Genomic DNA, 17,621 nt, shown 5'->3' with positions numbered 1-17,621 from the left:
CGATCCCGGCCGAGCCCGGGACCGGGGAGAAACCCGCGCTCAGGACGGCGGGGAGCCTAGGAGAACAGGAAGTGGCCGCAGTTCGGCCACTGGCCCTGCCAGCGTCCGCCGACGCGCTTGTAGAGGAGCTGCGCGCGGTAGGTCTGCTCGGCCGCCGGGGCGTCGCTCGGCCTGCCCGAGCCGCCCACCGACGCCCAGGACGGGAGGGAGAACTGGTAGAGCCCGTAGTATCCGGCCGGGTTCACCGAGTGCGGGTTGCCGCCGGACTCGCACTTGGCCAGCGCCGCCCAGTTCAGCCGGGCCGCGTCGCCGCCCGCCCCGGCCTCCGGGCCGATGCCGAGGATCCGCGGGACGGCCTTCTGCTTCAGCTTCTGCGAGATCACGGCCTTGACCTTCTTGCCGTGCCGCTTCACCCACGCCGTCTGGACGATCTTGATCTCCGGCCTGCCCTTCCGCAGCTCCTTCTGGCTGAACGGCGGCAGCGAGGACATCTTCTTCTTCACCGTCGGCGGGTCGGTCGTCACGGTTCTGGTCTGCGGCTTCGACAGCAGCCGCGTCACCTTGATCGTGTTCTCCGGTGCGGCCGTCTTCTCCGGGGCGACCAGGTCGAACCTGCCGAGCGTGATGTGCGCCTGGTCCAGTACCTGCTGGACGGTCTGCCCCGTCGTCATGACCTCGGTGCGGGCCGTGTCGACGAGGATCACGATCTTCTTCGGCGGCGGGCCGGACGGCGACGCGGCGTTGTCCCCGGCCGCGCCCTTCCCACCGGACGGCGGGGTCGCCTTCGATCCGCCTCCGCCGCACGCGGCGGCGAGCAGCGTGACGGCGGCCAGGGGCACCACGAGACTCGAGGAACGGCGCACGAGGATCTCCTCCGGGGGGCGGGACGGCGTTCGAGGGATCGCCGGGCCCGGACGGCTCTGGAGCGACGTCCGGCACGGTCATGGGGGGTGCCGTCCCGATGGGCGAGAACCTAGCGCCACCGCAGCCCCGCACGCCACCACTAGCCCGGAACATCCATCTACAATCCCGACCGAAATCACTGAAACCACCCCGCGCTCACCCACCTCTCACCACCGACGGGCATCGCGGTAGCCTTCGCACCCATCCGGTAGTGGACGTCCTGAGGAGCACCCATTGGGCGCGTTGCGTTCCCGAACCGCGGTGATCCTCTACGTGGCCGCGCTGGCGTTCTCGGTCCTGCCCGCCCTGATCGCCTACACCGTGGTGGCGGGCGACAAGGCCGAGGCACGCGTCCTGTCCTGCCACCACTCGCACACCGGACGCCGGCACACGAGGACCTGCACCGGGACGTGGATCACGTCCGGGGGATCGACCGGCGACGGGAAGATCTACAACGTGGACGAGCGCGACTACGGCCGCGACGTCGCCCTCCGCATCGGCCCGCTCGGCCCCTACGGGCACGGCTTCGGACGCCACGTGCCGACCGTCCTCGGAAGCTGCGGCATCGGCGTCGGCGCCTGCCTCACCGTCCTGGTCATGCTCGTCCTGAACCGCCGCAAGAAGGACGCCGCCGCCACCTGGCGCGCCTCCCGGAAACGCTGAACCCGCCGGCCGCAGGACACCGTGACCGCAGGAGACGGCGAGCCCCGGCGGCCGGGTCGGCGGGCGCCGGGGCTCGGTGTTCCGTCAGGTCACCAGGGGCCGAAGACGCGCTCGCCGTTGGCGGCGATGGCGCGACACAGCTCCTCCAGGCCGACCCCCTTGTAGTCGGCCATGAAGCGGACCGTGTGCGGGATCAGGTAGGACGCGTTGGGCTTGCCCCGGTTCGGGACCGGGGTGAGGAACGGCGCGTCGGTCTCGACGAGGATCAGGTCGAGGGGCGCGACCGCCAGGGCCTCCCGCAGAGGCTGGGCGTTCTTGAAGGTGACGTTGCCCGCGAAGCTCATCACGTAGCCGCGCTCGGCGCAGACCTCGGCCATCGCGGCGTCGCCGGAGAAGCAGTGGAACACCGTGCGCTCGGGCGCGCCCTCCTCCTCCAGGACGCGGAGCACGTCGTCGTGCGCGTCGCGGTCGTGGATCACCAGGGCCTTGCCGCTGCGCTTGGCGATCTCGATGTGCGCGCGGAACGAGCGGTGCTGGTCCTCCTTGGGGGCCCAGTCGCGGTAGTAGTCGAGCCCGGTCTCGCCGATCGCGCGGACCTTCGGACGGCGCGCCAGGTCGGCGATGTCGTCCAGGACGGCGTCGGTGATGCCGGTCGTGTCGTTGGGGTGGATCGCCACGCCCGCGTACACGTCGTCGAACTCGTCCGCGGTGTCGGCGCACAGCCGCGAGGACGGCAGGTCGACCCCGATCGTGACGATCCGGGCGATGCCCGCCGCCTTCGCGGACGCGAGCTGCTCCTGGACGGGCAGCCCGACCAGGTCGAGATGGCAGTGGCTGTCGAAGACGTCCACCGGCAGCCGGTCGGGCAGCGGCGGGAACGGGCGGGCGGCCTCGCCGTTGCCGCCCGCGCCCCCGGAGGCTCCCCCGCTCACTTGCCCTCCAGGCGGGCCAGCTCCTCCTCGACGACCGAGTCGTCCAGCTTGGTGAACAGCGGGGTCGGCTTGGACAGCGGCACGCCCGGGGTGATCGGACGCGACTCCCAGACGGCCTTCTCGACGGTGTAGTCGCCGGTCAGGATCGGGTAGTCGGGGCCGCCCTCCTCGGACACGGTCTCCAGCCGGGGCTGCGCGGCCCAGACGCCCTCGCCGCCGAGCAGCTCGTGCACCTTCTGCGACGAGGACGGCAGGAACGGGGTGAGCAGCGACTTGGCGTCGTCGACGACCTGCAGCGCGGTGTACAGGATCGACTGGACGCGGGCCGGGTCGTCCTTGAGCTTCCAGGGGGCCTGGTCGGACAGGTACCGGTTGGCGTCGCGGACGACCTCGAGCGCCTCGGTGATGCCGTTCTTGAACCGGGACCGCTCGAGCTCGGCGCCGACCTTGCCGAACGCCTCGCGGCTGCGCGCGAGCAGCGCCCGGTCGGTGTCGTTCAGGTCGCCCGCCTCGGGGATGGCGCCGTAGTTCTTGGCGGCCATGTTCACCGACCGGTTGACCAGGTTGCCCCAGGCCGCGACCAGCTCGTCGTTGTTGCGGCGGACGAACCCCGACCAGGTGAAGTCGGTGTCGTTGTTCTCCGGGCCGGCGACCGCGATGTAGTACCGCAGCGCGTCGACGTCGTACCGCTCGAGGAAGTCCTTCACGTAGATGACGACCTGGCGGGACGAGGAGAACTTGCGGCCCTCCATCGTCAGGAACTCCGACGACACGACCTCGGTGGGCACGTTCAGCGCGCCGAGCGAGCCGGGCGTGCCGCCCTTGTCGCCCTGGCCGTCGTAGCCGAGCAGCATCGCCGGCCAGATCTCGGCGTGGAAGACGATGTTGTCCTTGCCCATGAAGTAGTAGGACAGGGCGTCCGGGTCCTGCCACCAGGCGCGCCACGCCTCGGGGTCGCCGGAGCGGCGGGCCCACTCGACCGAGGCCGAGAAGTAGCCGACGACGGCGTCGAACCAGACGTACAGCTTCTTGGCCTGGTTCTCGCGCCAGCCGTCCAGCGGGATGGGCACGCCCCAGTCGAGGTCACGGGAGATCGCGCGCGGCTGGAGGTCGTCCAGCAGGTTGAGGGCGAACTTCAGCACGTTCGGGCGCCACTGGCCCTGCTTGCCCTTCAGGTACCGGGAGAGGACCTCGGTGAAGGCCGGGAGGTCGAGCATGAAGTGCTCGGTCTCGACGAACTTCGGCTTCTCGCCGTTGATCCGCGACACCGGGTTGATCAGGTCGATCGGGTCGAGCTGGTTGCCGCAGTTGTCGCACTGGTCGCCGCGCGCGCCGTCGTAGCCGCAGATCGGGCAGGTGCCCTCGATGTAGCGGTCGGGCAGCGTGCGGCCGGTGGACGGCGAGATCGCGCCCATCGTGGTCTTGGGGAAGATGTAGCCGTTGTCGTACAGGCCCTTGAAGATCTCCTGGACGACCGCGTAGTGGTTGCGCGTCGTGGTCCGGGTGAACAGGTCGTAGCTCATGCCGAGGCCGCGCAGGTCCTCGGCGATGGCGAGGTTGTAGCGGTCCGCGAGCTCGCGGGCGGACACGCCCTCCTTGTCGGCCTGGACCTGGATCGGCGTGCCGTGCTCGTCGGTGCCGCTCACCATGAGGACCTGGTTGCCCGCCATCCGCTGGTAGCGGCTGAACATGTCGGCGGGCAGCGCGAAACCGGAGACGTGCCCGAGGTGGCGGGGCCCGTTGGCGTACGGCCAGGCGGGCGCGGTGAGGATGTGTCGGCTCGACGAGGACATGGTTCAAGGGTAGAGGGCCCGTCCGGGCCGTCCGAACCGATATCCCGCCTGTGGATAACCGATTCCGAACGTCCGGTCACGGAACGAGGGACGGTTCCTGAAAGCTCACTGACGGTTCGGCGTCGTCACGGGTCCTTCCCGCGAGCCTCCGGATACCCTGCGGAACTGCCGATGACGTGCGGAGACGTGGGAGCGGAGCAGGGTTTTGGTTGACGCGGACACGGCCCCCACGGCCGTCTCTGGAGCCTCGGCGGACGGGCCCGGTCCCGGCGCGCGGGGCCGGCTCCGGTGGCTCCGGCGGCACCGGCTGGCGCTGGCCCTCAGCGTCCTGGTCGCCGCCTGCGGGGTGGGCCTCCAGTACGTCCTCATGGTGCCCCCGCTGTACTTCGACCCGTACTACGTGTGGCTCGCGGCCCGCGACTGGCCGCACGTCCCGCTGGAGCAGTGGCCGTTCTCCGAGGTCCCGCACCAGGTGACACGGGTCGGCCTGGTGCTGCCCGCCCGGCTGGCGCAGGACGTGCTCGGACCGGGACAGATCGCCTACTTCACGGTCACGGCGCTCGGCGTGACGCTGTTCTTCGTCGGCTGCTTCCTGGCCGTCCGGTCGCTGTTCGGGAACGTCGCCGGGCTGCTGTCCGTGCTGGTCGTCCTGGTCAACCCGCTGTTCACGATGACCAACCCGTTCGGGCACGAGCTCGGCTGGTCCACCGGCGTGATGCTGCCGGACATGCCCGGAGCGGGCCTCTTCTCACTCGGCATGGCGGCGCTGGTCACCGCGTCCCGCCGGACGGGACGCGACCAGACCCGCTGGCTCGTCGCCGCCGGAACCTGCTACGGCCTGGCCTTCCTGAGCCGCGAGTTCGTCGCGTTCATGTTCGTGGCCATCCCGATCTTCCTCGTCCTGCTGCGGATCCCGTGGCGGCGCAACGTCACGGTCGGGATCCCGATGGCCGTGATCCTGGTGGCCGACCTCGTCCACAACCAGATCGTCTGGGGCAACCCGCTCGCCGGGCTGATCTCGGCCGCCGAGCACGGCGGGCTGTCCCGCGACCACGTGACGCGGAAGCTGGCCGCCGAGTCGTTCACCCGCGCCTTCCACGACTGGAACTCGCTGGGGTCGGTCTTCATCGTGGCGGTCGCGGCCGGCGTCGTCGGATGGCTGGTCACGCGGGACCGGCGGCTGCTGCTCGCGCTGGTCTGGTTCCTGGCCCTCGCCATCCCGATCACGCTGCTCTCCGGGGTGCTGGACCCGAAGTCGATCTCGCTGCGCGCCTGGCTGCCCCGCTACTGGGACGCCGTGCTCCCCGCGATCCTGGCGGCCGGTTTCGGCACGGTCGCCCTGCTGTGGCAGCGCGTCCCGGACCGTTCCAGGCTTTGGCTCAGGGTTCCGGCCGCGGTGCTCGCGGCCGCGGTGGCCGTGTCGTACGTGGCCGTCTGCGTCCGGGCCGTCCCGGACCTGGCCCGCGACACCGCCTGGAACGAGCTGCGGACCTGGCTGCGCGGACGGAACGACATCACGACGATCTACTCCGACCGGCGGCTCGCGCAGACGCTGACCTTCTACACCCGCGACCCGTGGGGGAACACGACCTGGCACGGGCGGATCCAGTCGTGGCCGCACGACCACCGCACCCTGCCGGTCGAGGCGTACAGCGCGCCCGTCCTGTGGACGCGCTGGCGGGGCCAGGAGTCGCAGATCCTGGGCGGATGGCGGCCCACGCAGGAGAAGGGCTGGCAGCGGCTCTGGAAGTCGTCCGACGGCATCCTGCAGATCTGGGACCACCCGTCCACGCTGGGCCAGACCCTGCCGCCCGCCACCTCGCCGGACCGCTCCGACCTCCACTGACCCTCATGGCCGCCGAGGGACGGGCGGTCAGGAGTGGCGCCAGGCCACCCAGCCGCCCTCGGGGCTGGTCCGGGTCCCGACGATGTGCCAGCCCTGCGGCGGCTTGCCGTGCCGCCAGGTCCTCTCCGGCGGGACGCCCTTGCGCCAGTTCAGGATGATCAGGTCGGCGCGGCTCGCCGGGGGCCTGCGCCGGTTCCCGTCGAACTCGACGTTCTTGTGCCACCAGACGTTGTAGAGCATCGGCAGCCGCAACTTCCACGGGACCTGCCAGTCCACCGCGACCCGGTCGTGCGGCGCGGCCAGGCCGTCCAGGTCCGTGATCGGGGTGAACCGCCGGACGAGCGGCCGGGAGATCTCCGCCGTGGCCGTCCCGGTCATGCCGACCTCGACCACGGCCAGCGCCCCGGCGAGGACGATCATGGCCTTGCGGCCGCGCAGCGCCCAGACCACCAGGACGGCGAGCCCGAGCAGCGCCAGCCCGGCGGCCGTGGCCCGCCACAGGTGGAACCGCTGCCAGTCCATCGTCAGGAAGGACGACTCGGGGAAGTCGAACGGCGTGAAGACGTACTTGGTCAGGCGGTCGCCCGCGTACAGGAACACCGCCGCGCCGGACGCCGCGGCGAGTGCGACCGTCCCGGCCGCCGCCAGCGCCAGCGTCCGCCGGGACGCCCGGACGAGCACCGCGATCCCCGCCCCGACCAGCAGCGGCGTGAAGCAGGCCAGGTAGCGCCCGTACACGTAGTTCCCGACGCGGATCTCGTCCGGGAGCGCCGCGGACGTCGCGAGCGCGATCCCCGCGATGGACGCCAGGACGGCCAGCGCCACCATCCGCAGCCGCGCCTCGGTCCCGCGCCGGAAGGCCAGGGAGCCGCAGCCGAGCAGCCCGACCCCGGCGAGGCCGCCCGTCCCGATGATCAGGTACCAGAGCTGGCCGACGGCCAGCGAGAACGTCCAGCCGAGCCCGTCGGAGGTGGTCAGCCTGCGCCGCAGGTTGCCCTCGAGGTCGTTGTCGCCCATCGGGTAGAGCACCTGGAACAGGTGGTCGTTCAGCTTCGTCCCGGCGAGGAAGAGGGCGCCCAGCGCCGCCGCCGCGAGGGCCGTCTGCCAGAACGGGCGCCACCGCCGCACGGCCGCCACCAGGAGCAGCACGGCGTGCACCGCGATGATCACGGCTCCACGCGAGTGCGTGACACACGCGTACCCGGCCAGCAGCGACGCCCCGACCGCGCTCGCGGCCTGGACGCGCGGACTCGCGCTCGTGAACCACGTGTGCGCGAGGAGCAGCCAGCCCAGCACCACGGCGGGCAGGATCGCGTCGGTCAGCACGAACTCGCTGTAGAACACGGTCGCGGGCAGCAGCGCGACCACGTTCGCGAAGAGGAGGGCCCGCCCGCGGGTGAGCCCGAAGCGCCGCAGCAGGACGTACCCCAGCGGCAGCACGAGCGCCCCGACCAGCGCGTTGACCGCCAGGCACAGGCGGTAGACCGTCTCGGGGTCGTGCACGAGCGCGAACACGGGCGCGAGGAGCATCGGATAGCCGCCCCGGTACACCGTGCCGTAGGACATGTCGGCGGGCGGCCCGCCCGCGAGGACCCGCGCGGCGAACAGGTAGCCCGTCTCGTCGGGTGTCGCGACCGGCATCGACTGCCCGCTCGCGAACGCCAGCCGGACCACGACCTGGACGACCCAGGCGGCCACCAGGAGCGGTCCCCAGCGCCGTCCTCCGGGAAGCCCGGCATCCGCGTCGGCGGACGTCCCCGACGCCCCCGGCCGCGCGGCCTCGGTGGTGGTTCCGGCCGAGGCGGCGGGGTCGGTCAGCACGGGACCCGCGTCCGGGCGCGGACGGTCGCAAACGGTTGATCCATTGCCCCCTCAGGCTGCCACAACACCGCGAATGCGACGTCTTCGCTCTGGAAACACTCAGCAACTTCTCGGCATAAGCGACGTTCGGCCATCCGCCCGTCACCCACCCGTCATCTCCGGCGCCGTCCACCCCCGCGCACGGGGGCCCGGACACTCGTCCCACCAGGGAGGACGTCCGGGAACACGAACGAGCCCCGGGCGCTGGGCCCGAGGCTCGTCAGGGGTGTGAGATCGCCGGCGTCGAGAGCGCCGCGCGTGGTGCCGTGGTGCCGGAGGTCAGGCCTCGGACGTCTCCGAGTCGTCCTTCGCCTCGGCGGCCTTGGCGCCCTCGGCGGCCTTGGACTTGGGCTTGCCGCCCGGCTTGGCCTTGCCGCCCGGCTTCGCCGCGACGGCGACCTTCTCGGGGGCCTTCTCCGCAGCCTTCTCCGCGGCCTGCTCGGTCGCCTTCTCGGCGGCCTTGCGCTCGACGGCGACCTTCTCGACCGCGGCGTCGACGACGCCCGCGGCCTCGTCGGCGGCGTCCACCAGCGGCGGGTACTGACGGCGGCGGATGCCGAGGATGGAGACGAACATCGCGCCGAAGATCGTCTGGAAGCTCATCACCAGCGCGGTCGCGGACGGCACGACGATGCGCAGGGAGTGCCGGGGGTCGAGCTCACCGAAGTTGTTGACCCGCCAGTGCATGACCGAGGCGACCAGTCCGGCGAGGCCCGCGACGGCGAGCAGGCCGCCGATCACCAGGCCCTTCTCCATGCTGAGCCAGGAGGTCAGCTTGCGCACCCGGGTGTCGGTCGGCAGGAAGCCCTCCTGCGACGCGTACACCTTGGTGAGGATGGCAAAGATCACCGCCTGGAAGCCGATGACCATCGCCGCGCCCGCGCCCACGAGGGTGTCGACGTCGAACGCGATGTCGCCGATCCGGACGGGACCGAACGCCAGTGCGATCCCGGCGACCAGTCCGAGCGTCATGAAGACGAGACCCGGGATCAGGAACAGCCAGCGCGGGCTGTAGAGCAGGAGGAAGCGAAGATGACGCCACCCGTCCCGCCAGGTGTTCAGGTGCGGCGGTCGCGACCGGCCGTCCTGCGACAGCGTGGTCGGCCGCTCGCGGATGTCGAGCTTGGCGAGGGTCGCCTTGACGACCATCTCGCTCGCGAACTCCATGCCGCCGGTCTGGAGGCCGAGGCGCAGGATCGACTGCCGGTTGAACGCCCGCAGCCCGCAGTGGAAGTCGCCGATCTTGCTGCCGAAGAAGAGCCGGCCGACGAAGCTCAGCACCGGGTTGCCCAGGTAGCGGTGCAGCGGCGGCATGGCGCCCTCGGCGACCCCGCCCTGGAACCGGTTGCCCATGACCAGGTCGGCGCCGGCGCGGAGGTCCTCGAGGAACGGTCCGAGAGTCGCGAAGTCGTAGGAGTCGTCGGCGTCGCCCATGGCGACGTAGGTGCCGCGCGCGGCGCGGATGCCGCCCATCAGGGCGTTGCCGTAGCCCTTGTCGGCGACCGGGACCACGCGGGCCCCCGCCTCGCGGGCGATCTGCTGGCTGCCGTCGGTGCTGCCGTTGTCCGCGATGACGACCTCGCCATCGATGCCCTGCTCGTCGAAGAACGCCAGCGTCTTGCGGATGCAGGTTTCGAGCGTCTCTGCCTCGTTCAGACATGGCATCACTACGGAGAGTTCCACGCGATCTCCTTCGTTACCCCTGGTAACCGTCCGCGGCGCTTCCACATACTCTCGACGTGTTCCGCCGGACGGCCCGTCATCGTTCATGATGCCCGCCGGACACGGATGAAGCGGGCCGCAAGGCCCGAGAGCGCCCGTATCGTGTTGCGTGTTCGCAACACGAAGACCCTCTCCGCCGCGGCCGCCGGCGGCACGCTAGGGGCACAAGCATACGGGCACCACGGCCCGGGAGGGGTGGGGCCGCTGTGACGCAGGCGGGAGAACGGGGATCCGCCGGGTCCGGTCCGGGAGCGCAGGCAGGAGACGCCGCGATGGCGAAACCCCCGGTCGACGGGGTGCCCGAGGGACCGGTCGCGACGACCGGCGACGCGCCGGCGACGGGCACGGGCGAGGACGTCGGCGCGGACGTCAGCGACACCGAGATCCAGGCGGTGATCGACGCCGCCGAGCAGGAGACCGCCAACGCGGGGACTCCGGACGCAGGCAGGTGGGCCTCCGCCGCGGGCCGGGCGCGCCGCGCGACGGCGCGTCTCGGCACTCTCGTCCGCCGAAACCCATTGTTCACTGTGATCCTGGTCATAGCGGCGGCGCTGCGCGGGATCGCGATGGTCGGCTACCGGCCGGCGATGTTCTTCAACGACAGCTTCGACTACCTGCACGTCGCGATGAGCCCGTATCCGCACCAGCTGCGGCCCGACGGCTACTCCTTCTATCTGTGGATCCTCAAGCCGTTCCACAGCTTCGCCCTGGTCGTCGGCGTCCAGCACCTCATGGGCCTCGGCATGGGCGTCATGGTCTACGCGGTGTTGCGGCACCGGTTCTCGCTCCCGGGCTGGGGCGCGACGCTCGCCGCCGCCCCGGTGCTGCTGGACGCCTACCAGATCCAGCTCGAGCAGCTCGTCCTGTCGGACGTCCAGTTCACCTTCCTGACGATGGCCGCGGTCACGCTGCTGCTCTGGAAGGACCGTCCGTCCTGGCGGGTCGGGGCGCTGATCGGCCTGGTCATCGGGGTGTCGTGGCTGACCCGCTCGGTCGGCCTGCCGGTGCTGCTGGGCGTGCTCGGCTACATGGTCGTCCGCTGGACGAACTGGCGCGTGCTGGCCGCGACGGTCGTCGCGTGCGCGCTCCCGGTCGTGGCGTACATGTCCTGGTACAAGGTCGAGGAGGGCAAGTTCGCGATCACCGAGAGCAACGGGTTCTTCCTGTTCGCCCGGGTGTACAAGTTCGCCGACTGCCACAAGATCAAGAACCTGCCGGTGGAGGAGATGATCCTCTGCACCGAGAAGAACGGCACCCGCCTGCCGAACTCCCAGGACGGCATCTGGAACGCCGCGTCCCCGCTCAACCGCTACACCGGCACCCGCTGGGACCCGGAGAAGAACCGCCTGGGCAACGACTACGCCAAGCGCGTGATCCTGGCCCAGCCCGGCGACTACGCGGCGACCGTCGCGCACGACTTCTTCCGCGTCTTCGCCTGGAACCGGACGGTCTTCCCCGACAAGGCGACCTACGCGCAGTACGAGTTCGGCACCAAGGCCGGCGCCCTGCCGACCTGGCCGATGGGCAGCGGCGCCACCGCCGCCGAGGAGGCCAACGCCTACGAGCACGGCTCGGCGGGCACCCGCCTCACGCACCCGTTCGCCGACGTCATCCGCGTCTACCAAGACCATGTCTACCTCCGCGGCACCATGCTGGGCGTCCTGCTGGTGATCGGTCTCGGCGCCATGGCCCCCCTCTGGCGCCGCTTCGGCGGCCCGGCGCTCCTCCCCTGGGTCCTCGCGATCGGCCTGCTGCTGGCCCCCGCCGCGACGGCCGAGTTCGACTACCGGTACGTCCTGCCCGCCGTCCCCCTGGCCTGCCTGGCCGCAGGCATGGCCTTCACCGCGGAGGTCCGGGCGAAATACGCGAGACTGCTCTTCTGGCGCAAGAACAAGACCACCACGCCGGCCGCCGAGCCGGCCTCCGCCTGAATTCCTGCCCCCATATCAACGCCGCCTAAATATTAAAGAACGCAAAAATAACCCGGCGAAAACCTGGTCGGCCGAAAACCCGGGCGGCCGGGGAACCTGGGCGGCGGGGGAACCTGGGCGGCGGGGAGCCAGGCGATGACGTCGACCGGCGCGAGCGCGTTACCGACAGTGCGTGGGCGATGCGGAAGGCGAGCCTCCGCACTGTCGGCCGCGAAGCGTTGCCGCGCTCGCACGAGTCACCGGGCCGCGTCCGAGCCGCCGGGCGAGGGGCGCGGAGCCGGGGGCTCTTCTTAATACGCGTGCAGGCGGCGGAGCCGGAAGACCAGCTCCAGGTCGTCGCCCCTGCGCGTCGGGGGGACGGCACGGTGGCGGCGCCACGGGGCCGGCCAGGCCCGGACGCGGGCACGCTGGCAGTCGGGACACAGATGTTCGGTCCAGGGTGTGGTGCAGGAGTGGCCGTCGTGCTCGTAGGCGACCGCCTCACCGCCGTGCCCGTCCGCCACGTGCCGGACCTCGAACTCCTCGTCCCAGGTGCGACCGCAGTTCTGGCACTCGTACACCCAGACCTCGTGGTTCGACCATGCGTCGTGCACGATCCCCACCCCCTCGGTGAACGCTGTTCTCAGGCGGGTTCCATCCTTCTCCCGATCCGGAGCCCGAGGTGTTTATTACCCATAATTCTACTGTTGGATCGGTCCGGGGGCCGTGGACTATTCGGCGGCCGTGATGACCGCTTCGTAAACGAGGCGCTTGGGAACGCCGTTCTCTTTGGCGATCTCCGCGATCGCCTCTTTGCGGGTGAGGCCCGCGGCCTCGGTGCGGGCGGCGACGGCGGCGGCCAGGTCGGCGGGTTCGGTGAGGCCCGCGCGTTCGGGGGCGCCGCCGACGACGAGGGTGATCTCGCCGAGGACGCCGTCCTGGGCCCAGGCCGCGAGTTCGGCGAGGGTGCCGCGGCGCACCTCTTCATAGGTCTTGGTCAGTTCGCGGCACACGGCGGCCGGACGGTCCGTGCCGAAGGCCTCCGCCATGGCGGTGAGGGTGTCGGCGAGGCGGCGGGGCGACTCGAAGAAGACCATGGTGCGCTGCTCGCCCGCGAGGGAGGCGAGGCGGCGGGAGCGCTCGCCCTGCTTGCGCGGCGGGAAGCCCTCGAAGCAGAACCGGTCGGTGGGCAGGCCGCTGACGACCAGGGCGGTCGTGACGGCGGACGGCCCGGGGAGCACGGTCACCGGGACGCCCTCGGCGACGGCGGCGCGGACGAGCCGGTAGCCCGGGTCCGACACGCCCGGCATCCCGGCGTCGGTGATCACCAGGACGTCGCGTCCGGCGAGGAGCTCGGCGAGCAGGCCGTCCACGCTGGCGCGCTCGTTGTGCTCGTGGTGCGCGAGGACCCGGCCGGTGATCTCCACGCCGAGGTCGGCGGCGAGCCGGCGCAGCCGCCGGGTGTCCTCGGCGGCGACGACCGGGACGTCCGCGAGCGCGCCGAGCAGGCGGCGCGAGGCGTCCTCGGGGCGGCCGATGGGCGCCGCCGCCAGCAGGAGGGTTCCGGTGTTCGTCTGGGCCTCGGTGGTCATGTCCCCATTCTCGCGGGTCGGCGGCGCGCCGACGCCGGTGCCCGTTCCCCGGACCGCCCGAGCCCGTTCGAGGGGGGCGCCCCGGGCCGTTCCCCGGGCGTGTCCGGCGGGTGGGCGACGGCCGGGTGAACTCTCGTCTCGGCCCGGAAGGTCCACGTTTGGGCTCGGGGGCTCACCTACGATGGTCGGATGGCGATGACGGACCTGACGCCCGCCGAGACCTCAGCGGCGCCGCAGCCTACGTACCCGTCCAGGCTGCGCGACTGGCTGGCCCCGCCGATCCCGGGCGGCGCCCTGGCCGGCTGGCTGGGCCCGCTGCTGGTGACCGCGCTCGCCGGGCTGCTCCGGTTCTACCGGCTCGGCTCGCCCAAGGCGGTGGTCTTCGACGAGACCTACTACGCCAAGGACGCGCTGTCGCTGCTGAAGTTCGGCTACGAGCACACGACGGTCAAGGACGCCGACAAGATGCTCATCGCCGATCCGCACGCCAACATCTGGTCGGACGGCGGGAGCTTCGTCGTCCACCCTCCGGCGGGCAAGTGGATGATCGCCATCGGCGAGTGGCTGTTCGGCGCGACGCCGTTCGGCTGGCGGTTCATGCCCGCGCTGTGCGGGACGCTCGCGGTGCTGATCCTGGCCCGGGTCGTCCGGCGGATGACGGGGTCGACGCTGCTCGGCTGCGCGGCGGGCCTGCTGCTCGCGCTGGACGGCCTGTCGTTCGTGACGGGCCGGGCCGCGCTGCTCGACGTTTTCGTCATGTTCTGGATCCTCGCCGGGTTCGGCTGCCTGGTCGTCGACCGGGACAAGTCGCGGCAGCGCCTGGCCGACCTGATCGAGCGCGGCGACACGTCGGTGTACGGGCCGTTCGTCCTGCACGGCTGGCGGATCGCCGCGGGCGTCTGCCTCGGCATGGCCGTCGCGACCAAGTGGACGGGCGTCTTCTACATCGCGGCGTTCGGGATCATGGTCGTCCTGTGGGACTACGGCGCGCGGCGCGCGGCGGGCGTGCGGGCCCCGGTGGCCGGCACCCTGATGCTGGACGCCGTCCCGGCGTTCTTCCAGATCGTGGGGGTCTCGCTGGTCACCTACCTGGTGACCTGGTCCGGGTGGATCTTCAACGCGGGCGGCTGGGACCGGGGGACGCCGTCGTCGAACCCGCTGTGGCGGCCGTTCGAGGCGCTGCCGAAGCTGTGGAAGTACCACAAGGAGATGCTGCACTTCCACAACGGCCTGCACGACCACCATCCGTACCAGTCGTGGCCGTGGGACTGGCCGGTGCTGCGGCGTCCGGTGGCGTTCTACTACACCGAGCCGTCGGGCTGCGGGTCGTCCAAGTGCTCCAGCGAGATCCTGGGCATCGGGACCCCGGCGCTGTGGTGGGGCGCGATCGCGGCGCTGATCATCGTGCTGGGGATCTGGCTGGTGACCCGCGACTGGCGGGCGGGGGCGGCCGTCCTGGGCTTCACGGCGGGCTGGCTGACCTGGTTCCCGTCGGCGTTCGCCGACCGGACGATGTTCCTCTTCTACGCCACCCCGATGGTCCCGTTCATGATCATCGCGGTGGTGCTGGTGCTCGGGTACCTCATCGGGCCGGAGCGGCCGCCGGGGCCGCGCCGGGTGCTCGGCGCGGCCGCGGCGGGCGCGTTCCTGCTGGTGGTGCTGGCGAACTTCGCCTACTTCTACCCGATCCTGTCGGCGCAGGTGATCTCGTTCGACGCCTGGCACGACCGGATCTGGTTCAAGTCCTGGATCTAGCCGCAGATCCGGCCGCCACCGGCCGTCAGGACTTCAGCAGGCCGCGCATCTCGGTGATCTCGGCCTGCTGCGCCTTGATGATCGCGTCGGCGAGGGCCTTGGCCTCGGGCGCCGAACCGGTCTTCTGCTCCTGCTGGGCCATGGTGACGGCGCCCTTGTGGTGCTCGATCATCATGGTCAGGAACATCCGGTCGAGCTCCTTGCCCGACGCCTTGTCGTAGTCGGCCATCTGCTTCTCGGTCATCATCCCGGCCATGTCGTGCCCCATGCCCGCCATCGAGTGACCGCCCGGGGCCGGGACGGACTCGCCCCACCCCTTCAGCCAGCCGGACATCTTCTCGATCTCCGGGGCCTGGGCCTTCTCGACGCGCTCGGCGAGGTTCTTCACCTTCGGGTCGACGCCCTTGGCGAGGACGGTCTTGGCCATGTCCACGGCCTGCCGGTGGTGCGGGATCATCATCTGCGCGAACATCACGTCCTGCGCGTTGTGGCCGCCCTGTGAGGCAGGCGCGGACGCGGACGCGGACGAGCTCGGCATCGACATGCCGTCGTGGCCGGACATCGTGTCGTCCTTCTTGTCACTCCCGCCGCAGGCGGCGGTGCCGAGGCCGATCAGGACCGCCATGCCGACGGCCGCGATGCTCTGCTTCTTCATTTGTCGATCTCCTGTGCTTCTGGGTGCTCCGGCTGAGTCACGAGGTCGGGCGGACCTCTTACAGCCGCATCACGCAGAGCCGGTGGAGATCGGGCGGACGGGCGGACGGCGGGCCGCGGCGGCGCGTCCAGCGGACGCCGGACGGGAGCCGCGCGGGCAGCAGGGCGACGGACCGTCCGGTGAGGGCGATGGCGATGACGCCGAAGACCAGGAGCGCCAGGCAGACCGTCCCGCCGAGGCATCCGCCCATGTCATGGAGCATGCCCGCGTGAGCGGAGACGGCGCGGGCGGGGGTCGTCGCGTCCGGCGCGTGATGGCCCGCCCCACCGGGGGCCGCCATACCGGAGGACGCCGTGCCCCGAGCGGTCATGCCCGGAGCCGTCATGCCCGGAGCCGTCATGCCCGGAGCCGTCATGCCGGGGGCCGACACCTGGACGGGGTCGGAGAAGTGGATCGGGGACGGGCTCGCGGACAGTCCGTGCATCAGGAACAGTCCCGCGAGCAGGGTGCCCAGGAGCAGCGTCAGCGCCGCGTTCCTGGATACCCCCCGCCCGTTCATGCCGCGATCCTACCGGCCCGCGCCGGGGGCCACGCCTCCGCTCTCCTGTGGCCCCGGCCACCCCGGATCGGAGGAGAGAAGGGCGCGGCGCGCCGGTCCTGAGGGGTGGCTCAGGAGACCGGCGCGCCGCGGGTCAGGGATTCCGACGTGACGGGCCGCGGACGGAGGGTCCGGTGGCCCGCGAGGCAGGCCAGGAGGGCGAGGACGCCGCCGAGGCCCGCCCCGGCGAAGGCGCCGGACACGCCCGCGAGGTGCTCGCCGTACCCGGCGACGAACGAGCCGAGGGCGCTGCCCGCGCCGATCGCGGCGACGATCCAGGCGAACGCCTCGGTGACCGTCCCGGCGGGGGCGAGCCGGTCCACCAGGGAGAAGGAGCAGGCCAGCACGGGGGCGAGGAACACGCCGCTGACGAACGCCAGGACCGTCATGAGCGGCAGGCCCGGCGCGAGCGCGAGCGGCGCGTACCCGGCGGCGAGCAGGACGAGCAGCCACGGCAGCCGGACGTGCAGCTCACCCGGCCAGCTCCGGGCGCCGTAGACGAGGCCGCCGGTGAGGGCGCCCGCCGACATCGCGGCCAGCAGCACCCCGGACGCGGTCTCGGAGTGGAGCCGTTCGGCGTAGGCGACGACGGCGACCGCGTACACGCCGAGCGCGATGCCCGCCATGCTCAGCGAGGCGAGCAGGACGCGCAGCCCGGACGAGCGCAGCGGCCCGGCCCAGTCGCCCGTGCGCGGCTCCCCGCGCCACCGGCGTGACGGCTGCGCGGTGACGACGACGATCGTCCCGATGATGCCGAGGGCGCCGGTGAGCAGCAGCGCGGCCGGGGTGCTGATCGCGGCGGCGGCCACGACCAGCAGCGGGCCGACGGTGAAGAGGATCTCCTGCGCGGCGGCGTCCAGCGCGTACGCGGCGTGCACCTGGCCCGGGTCGGACAGGACGGACGGCCAGAGCGCGCGCAGCCCGGCCTCCAGCGGCGGCGTCGAGAACCCGGCGAGGACGACGGCGAGGACGGTCACCGCGAGCGGGTCGGCGCCGAACGCGGCGAGCAGCGTGAACCCGGCGGCGGACGCGACCGACGCCGGGAGCAGCACGGGCGCCTGCCCGAACCGGTCCATCGCGCGGCCGAGGACGGGCTGGCCGACGGCCGTGGAGAGCCCGAGCACCGCGCCGAGCGTCCCGGCGAGCGGGTAGCCGCCGCCCGCCGCGCGCACGTGGAGGACCACGGCGAGCATCGCCATCCCGTTGGGCAGCCGTCCGAGCAGGGTTCCGCCGAGCAGCCGCGCCGCGAACGGGGCACGAAGGAACTCCACGTAGCCGCGCATCACACTCCGAGGGGTTTAGTCATACGTATTACTGAGGGGCTGCATCATACGTATCACGTAAACTGCCGCTGGAAAAACCCATGGCGGCCGCGACCGGCGCGAGCGCGTC

At 71.7% G+C, this 17,621-nt stretch carries 14 protein-coding genes; 4 read left to right on the top strand and 10 right to left on the bottom strand.

The window, feature by feature from the left end:
• Nucleotides 1–56: 56 nt before the first annotated feature.
• Entirely contained in the window at nucleotides 57–863 is an 807-nt protein-coding gene (locus tag EBO15_RS27040) for a resuscitation-promoting factor (protein ID WP_122197266.1), read from the bottom strand.
• A gap of 274 nt (nucleotides 864–1,137) precedes the next feature.
• Between EBO15_RS27040 and EBO15_RS27035 the strand changes: the two genes are divergently transcribed.
• Nucleotides 1,138–1,566 carry a hypothetical protein gene (locus EBO15_RS27035; RefSeq protein WP_147481661.1) on the top strand — a complete coding sequence of 143 codons (429 nt, stop codon included), beginning with the start codon at nucleotides 1,138–1,140 and terminating at the stop codon, nucleotides 1,564–1,566.
• Between the two features lie 89 nt (nucleotides 1,567–1,655).
• Here the strand turns inward: EBO15_RS27035 and EBO15_RS27030 are convergent, their stop codons facing one another.
• Nucleotides 1,656–2,498 carry a TatD family hydrolase gene (locus EBO15_RS27030; protein WP_122197264.1) on the bottom strand — a complete coding sequence of 281 codons (843 nt, stop codon included), beginning with the start codon at nucleotides 2,496–2,498 and terminating at the stop codon, nucleotides 1,656–1,658.
• The gene (metG, locus tag EBO15_RS27025) at nucleotides 2,495–4,291 is read right to left on the bottom strand and encodes a methionine--tRNA ligase (protein ID WP_122197263.1); all 1,797 of its coding nucleotides are present in this window, start codon (nucleotides 4,289–4,291) and stop codon (nucleotides 2,495–2,497) included. Before metG ends, EBO15_RS27030 begins: the two co-directional genes overlap by 4 nt.
• Nucleotides 4,292–4,496: 205 nt before the next feature.
• Between metG and EBO15_RS27020 the strand changes: the two genes are divergently transcribed.
• Nucleotides 4,497–6,137: an ArnT family glycosyltransferase gene (locus EBO15_RS27020; RefSeq protein WP_233616458.1), complete on the top strand. Its 1,641-nt coding sequence runs from the start codon at nucleotides 4,497–4,499 to the stop codon at nucleotides 6,135–6,137.
• Between the two features lie 27 nt (nucleotides 6,138–6,164).
• Here EBO15_RS27020 and EBO15_RS27015 read toward each other — a convergent pair whose 3' ends face one another.
• Both EBO15_RS27015 and EBO15_RS27010 read right to left on the bottom strand, forming a co-directional pair.
• Entirely contained in the window at nucleotides 6,165–7,958 is a 1,794-nt protein-coding gene (locus EBO15_RS27015) for a phospholipid carrier-dependent glycosyltransferase (RefSeq protein WP_122197262.1), read from the bottom strand.
• A 318-nt stretch (nucleotides 7,959–8,276) separates the two neighbouring features.
• A complete protein-coding gene (locus EBO15_RS27010) occupies nucleotides 8,277–9,680 on the bottom strand; it encodes a glycosyltransferase family 2 protein (RefSeq protein ID WP_122197261.1) in 1,404 nt (467 codons plus the stop codon).
• A gap of 311 nt (nucleotides 9,681–9,991) precedes the next feature.
• Here EBO15_RS27010 and EBO15_RS27005 point away from each other — a divergent pair, with 311 nt between their 5' ends.
• The gene (locus EBO15_RS27005) at nucleotides 9,992–11,650 is read left to right on the top strand and encodes a hypothetical protein (RefSeq protein WP_199744831.1); all 1,659 of its coding nucleotides are present in this window, start codon (nucleotides 9,992–9,994) and stop codon (nucleotides 11,648–11,650) included.
• A 290-nt stretch (nucleotides 11,651–11,940) separates the two neighbouring features.
• Here EBO15_RS27005 and EBO15_RS27000 read toward each other — a convergent pair whose 3' ends face one another.
• Together EBO15_RS27000 and rsmI are read right to left on the bottom strand one after the other, a co-directional pair.
• A complete protein-coding gene (locus EBO15_RS27000) occupies nucleotides 11,941–12,243 on the bottom strand; it encodes a hypothetical protein (protein ID WP_147481660.1) in 303 nt (100 codons plus the stop codon).
• Nucleotides 12,244–12,360: 117 nt separating this feature from the next.
• A complete protein-coding gene (gene rsmI / locus EBO15_RS26995; RefSeq protein ID WP_122197259.1) occupies nucleotides 12,361–13,221 on the bottom strand; it encodes a 16S rRNA (cytidine(1402)-2'-O)-methyltransferase in 861 nt (286 codons plus the stop codon).
• Between the two features lie 189 nt (nucleotides 13,222–13,410).
• Here rsmI and EBO15_RS26990 point away from each other — a divergent pair, with 189 nt between their 5' ends.
• Nucleotides 13,411–14,976 (top strand): dolichyl-phosphate-mannose--protein mannosyltransferase, encoded by a 1,566-nt coding sequence (locus EBO15_RS26990; RefSeq protein WP_122197258.1) that lies wholly within the window; start codon nucleotides 13,411–13,413, stop codon nucleotides 14,974–14,976.
• Nucleotides 14,977–15,001: 25 nt separating this feature from the next.
• On the opposite strand, the gene EBO15_RS26985 is transcribed toward EBO15_RS26990, so the two are convergent.
• The 3 genes from EBO15_RS26985 to EBO15_RS26975 form a co-directional block, all read right to left on the bottom strand.
• Nucleotides 15,002–15,631 (bottom strand): DUF305 domain-containing protein, encoded by a 630-nt coding sequence (locus tag EBO15_RS26985; RefSeq protein WP_122197257.1) that lies wholly within the window; start codon nucleotides 15,629–15,631, stop codon nucleotides 15,002–15,004.
• 58 nt (nucleotides 15,632–15,689) lie between these two features.
• The gene (locus tag EBO15_RS26980; RefSeq protein ID WP_122197256.1) at nucleotides 15,690–16,190 is read right to left on the bottom strand and encodes a hypothetical protein; all 501 of its coding nucleotides are present in this window, start codon (nucleotides 16,188–16,190) and stop codon (nucleotides 15,690–15,692) included.
• Between the two features lie 110 nt (nucleotides 16,191–16,300).
• Nucleotides 16,301–17,512, bottom strand: coding sequence for an MFS transporter (locus EBO15_RS26975; protein WP_199744830.1), 1,212 nt, complete (start codon nucleotides 17,510–17,512; stop codon nucleotides 16,301–16,303).
• Nucleotides 17,513–17,621: the final 109 nt, after the last annotated feature.

The sequence above is a fragment of the Actinomadura harenae genome, from assembly GCF_003696215.1.
In the GTDB taxonomy this organism is placed as follows: Bacteria; Actinomycetota; Actinomycetes; order Streptosporangiales; family Streptosporangiaceae; genus Spirillospora; species Spirillospora harenae.
The sequence above is the reverse complement of the archived record's forward strand: the minus strand, read 5'-3'. Positions and strand labels throughout refer to the sequence as shown.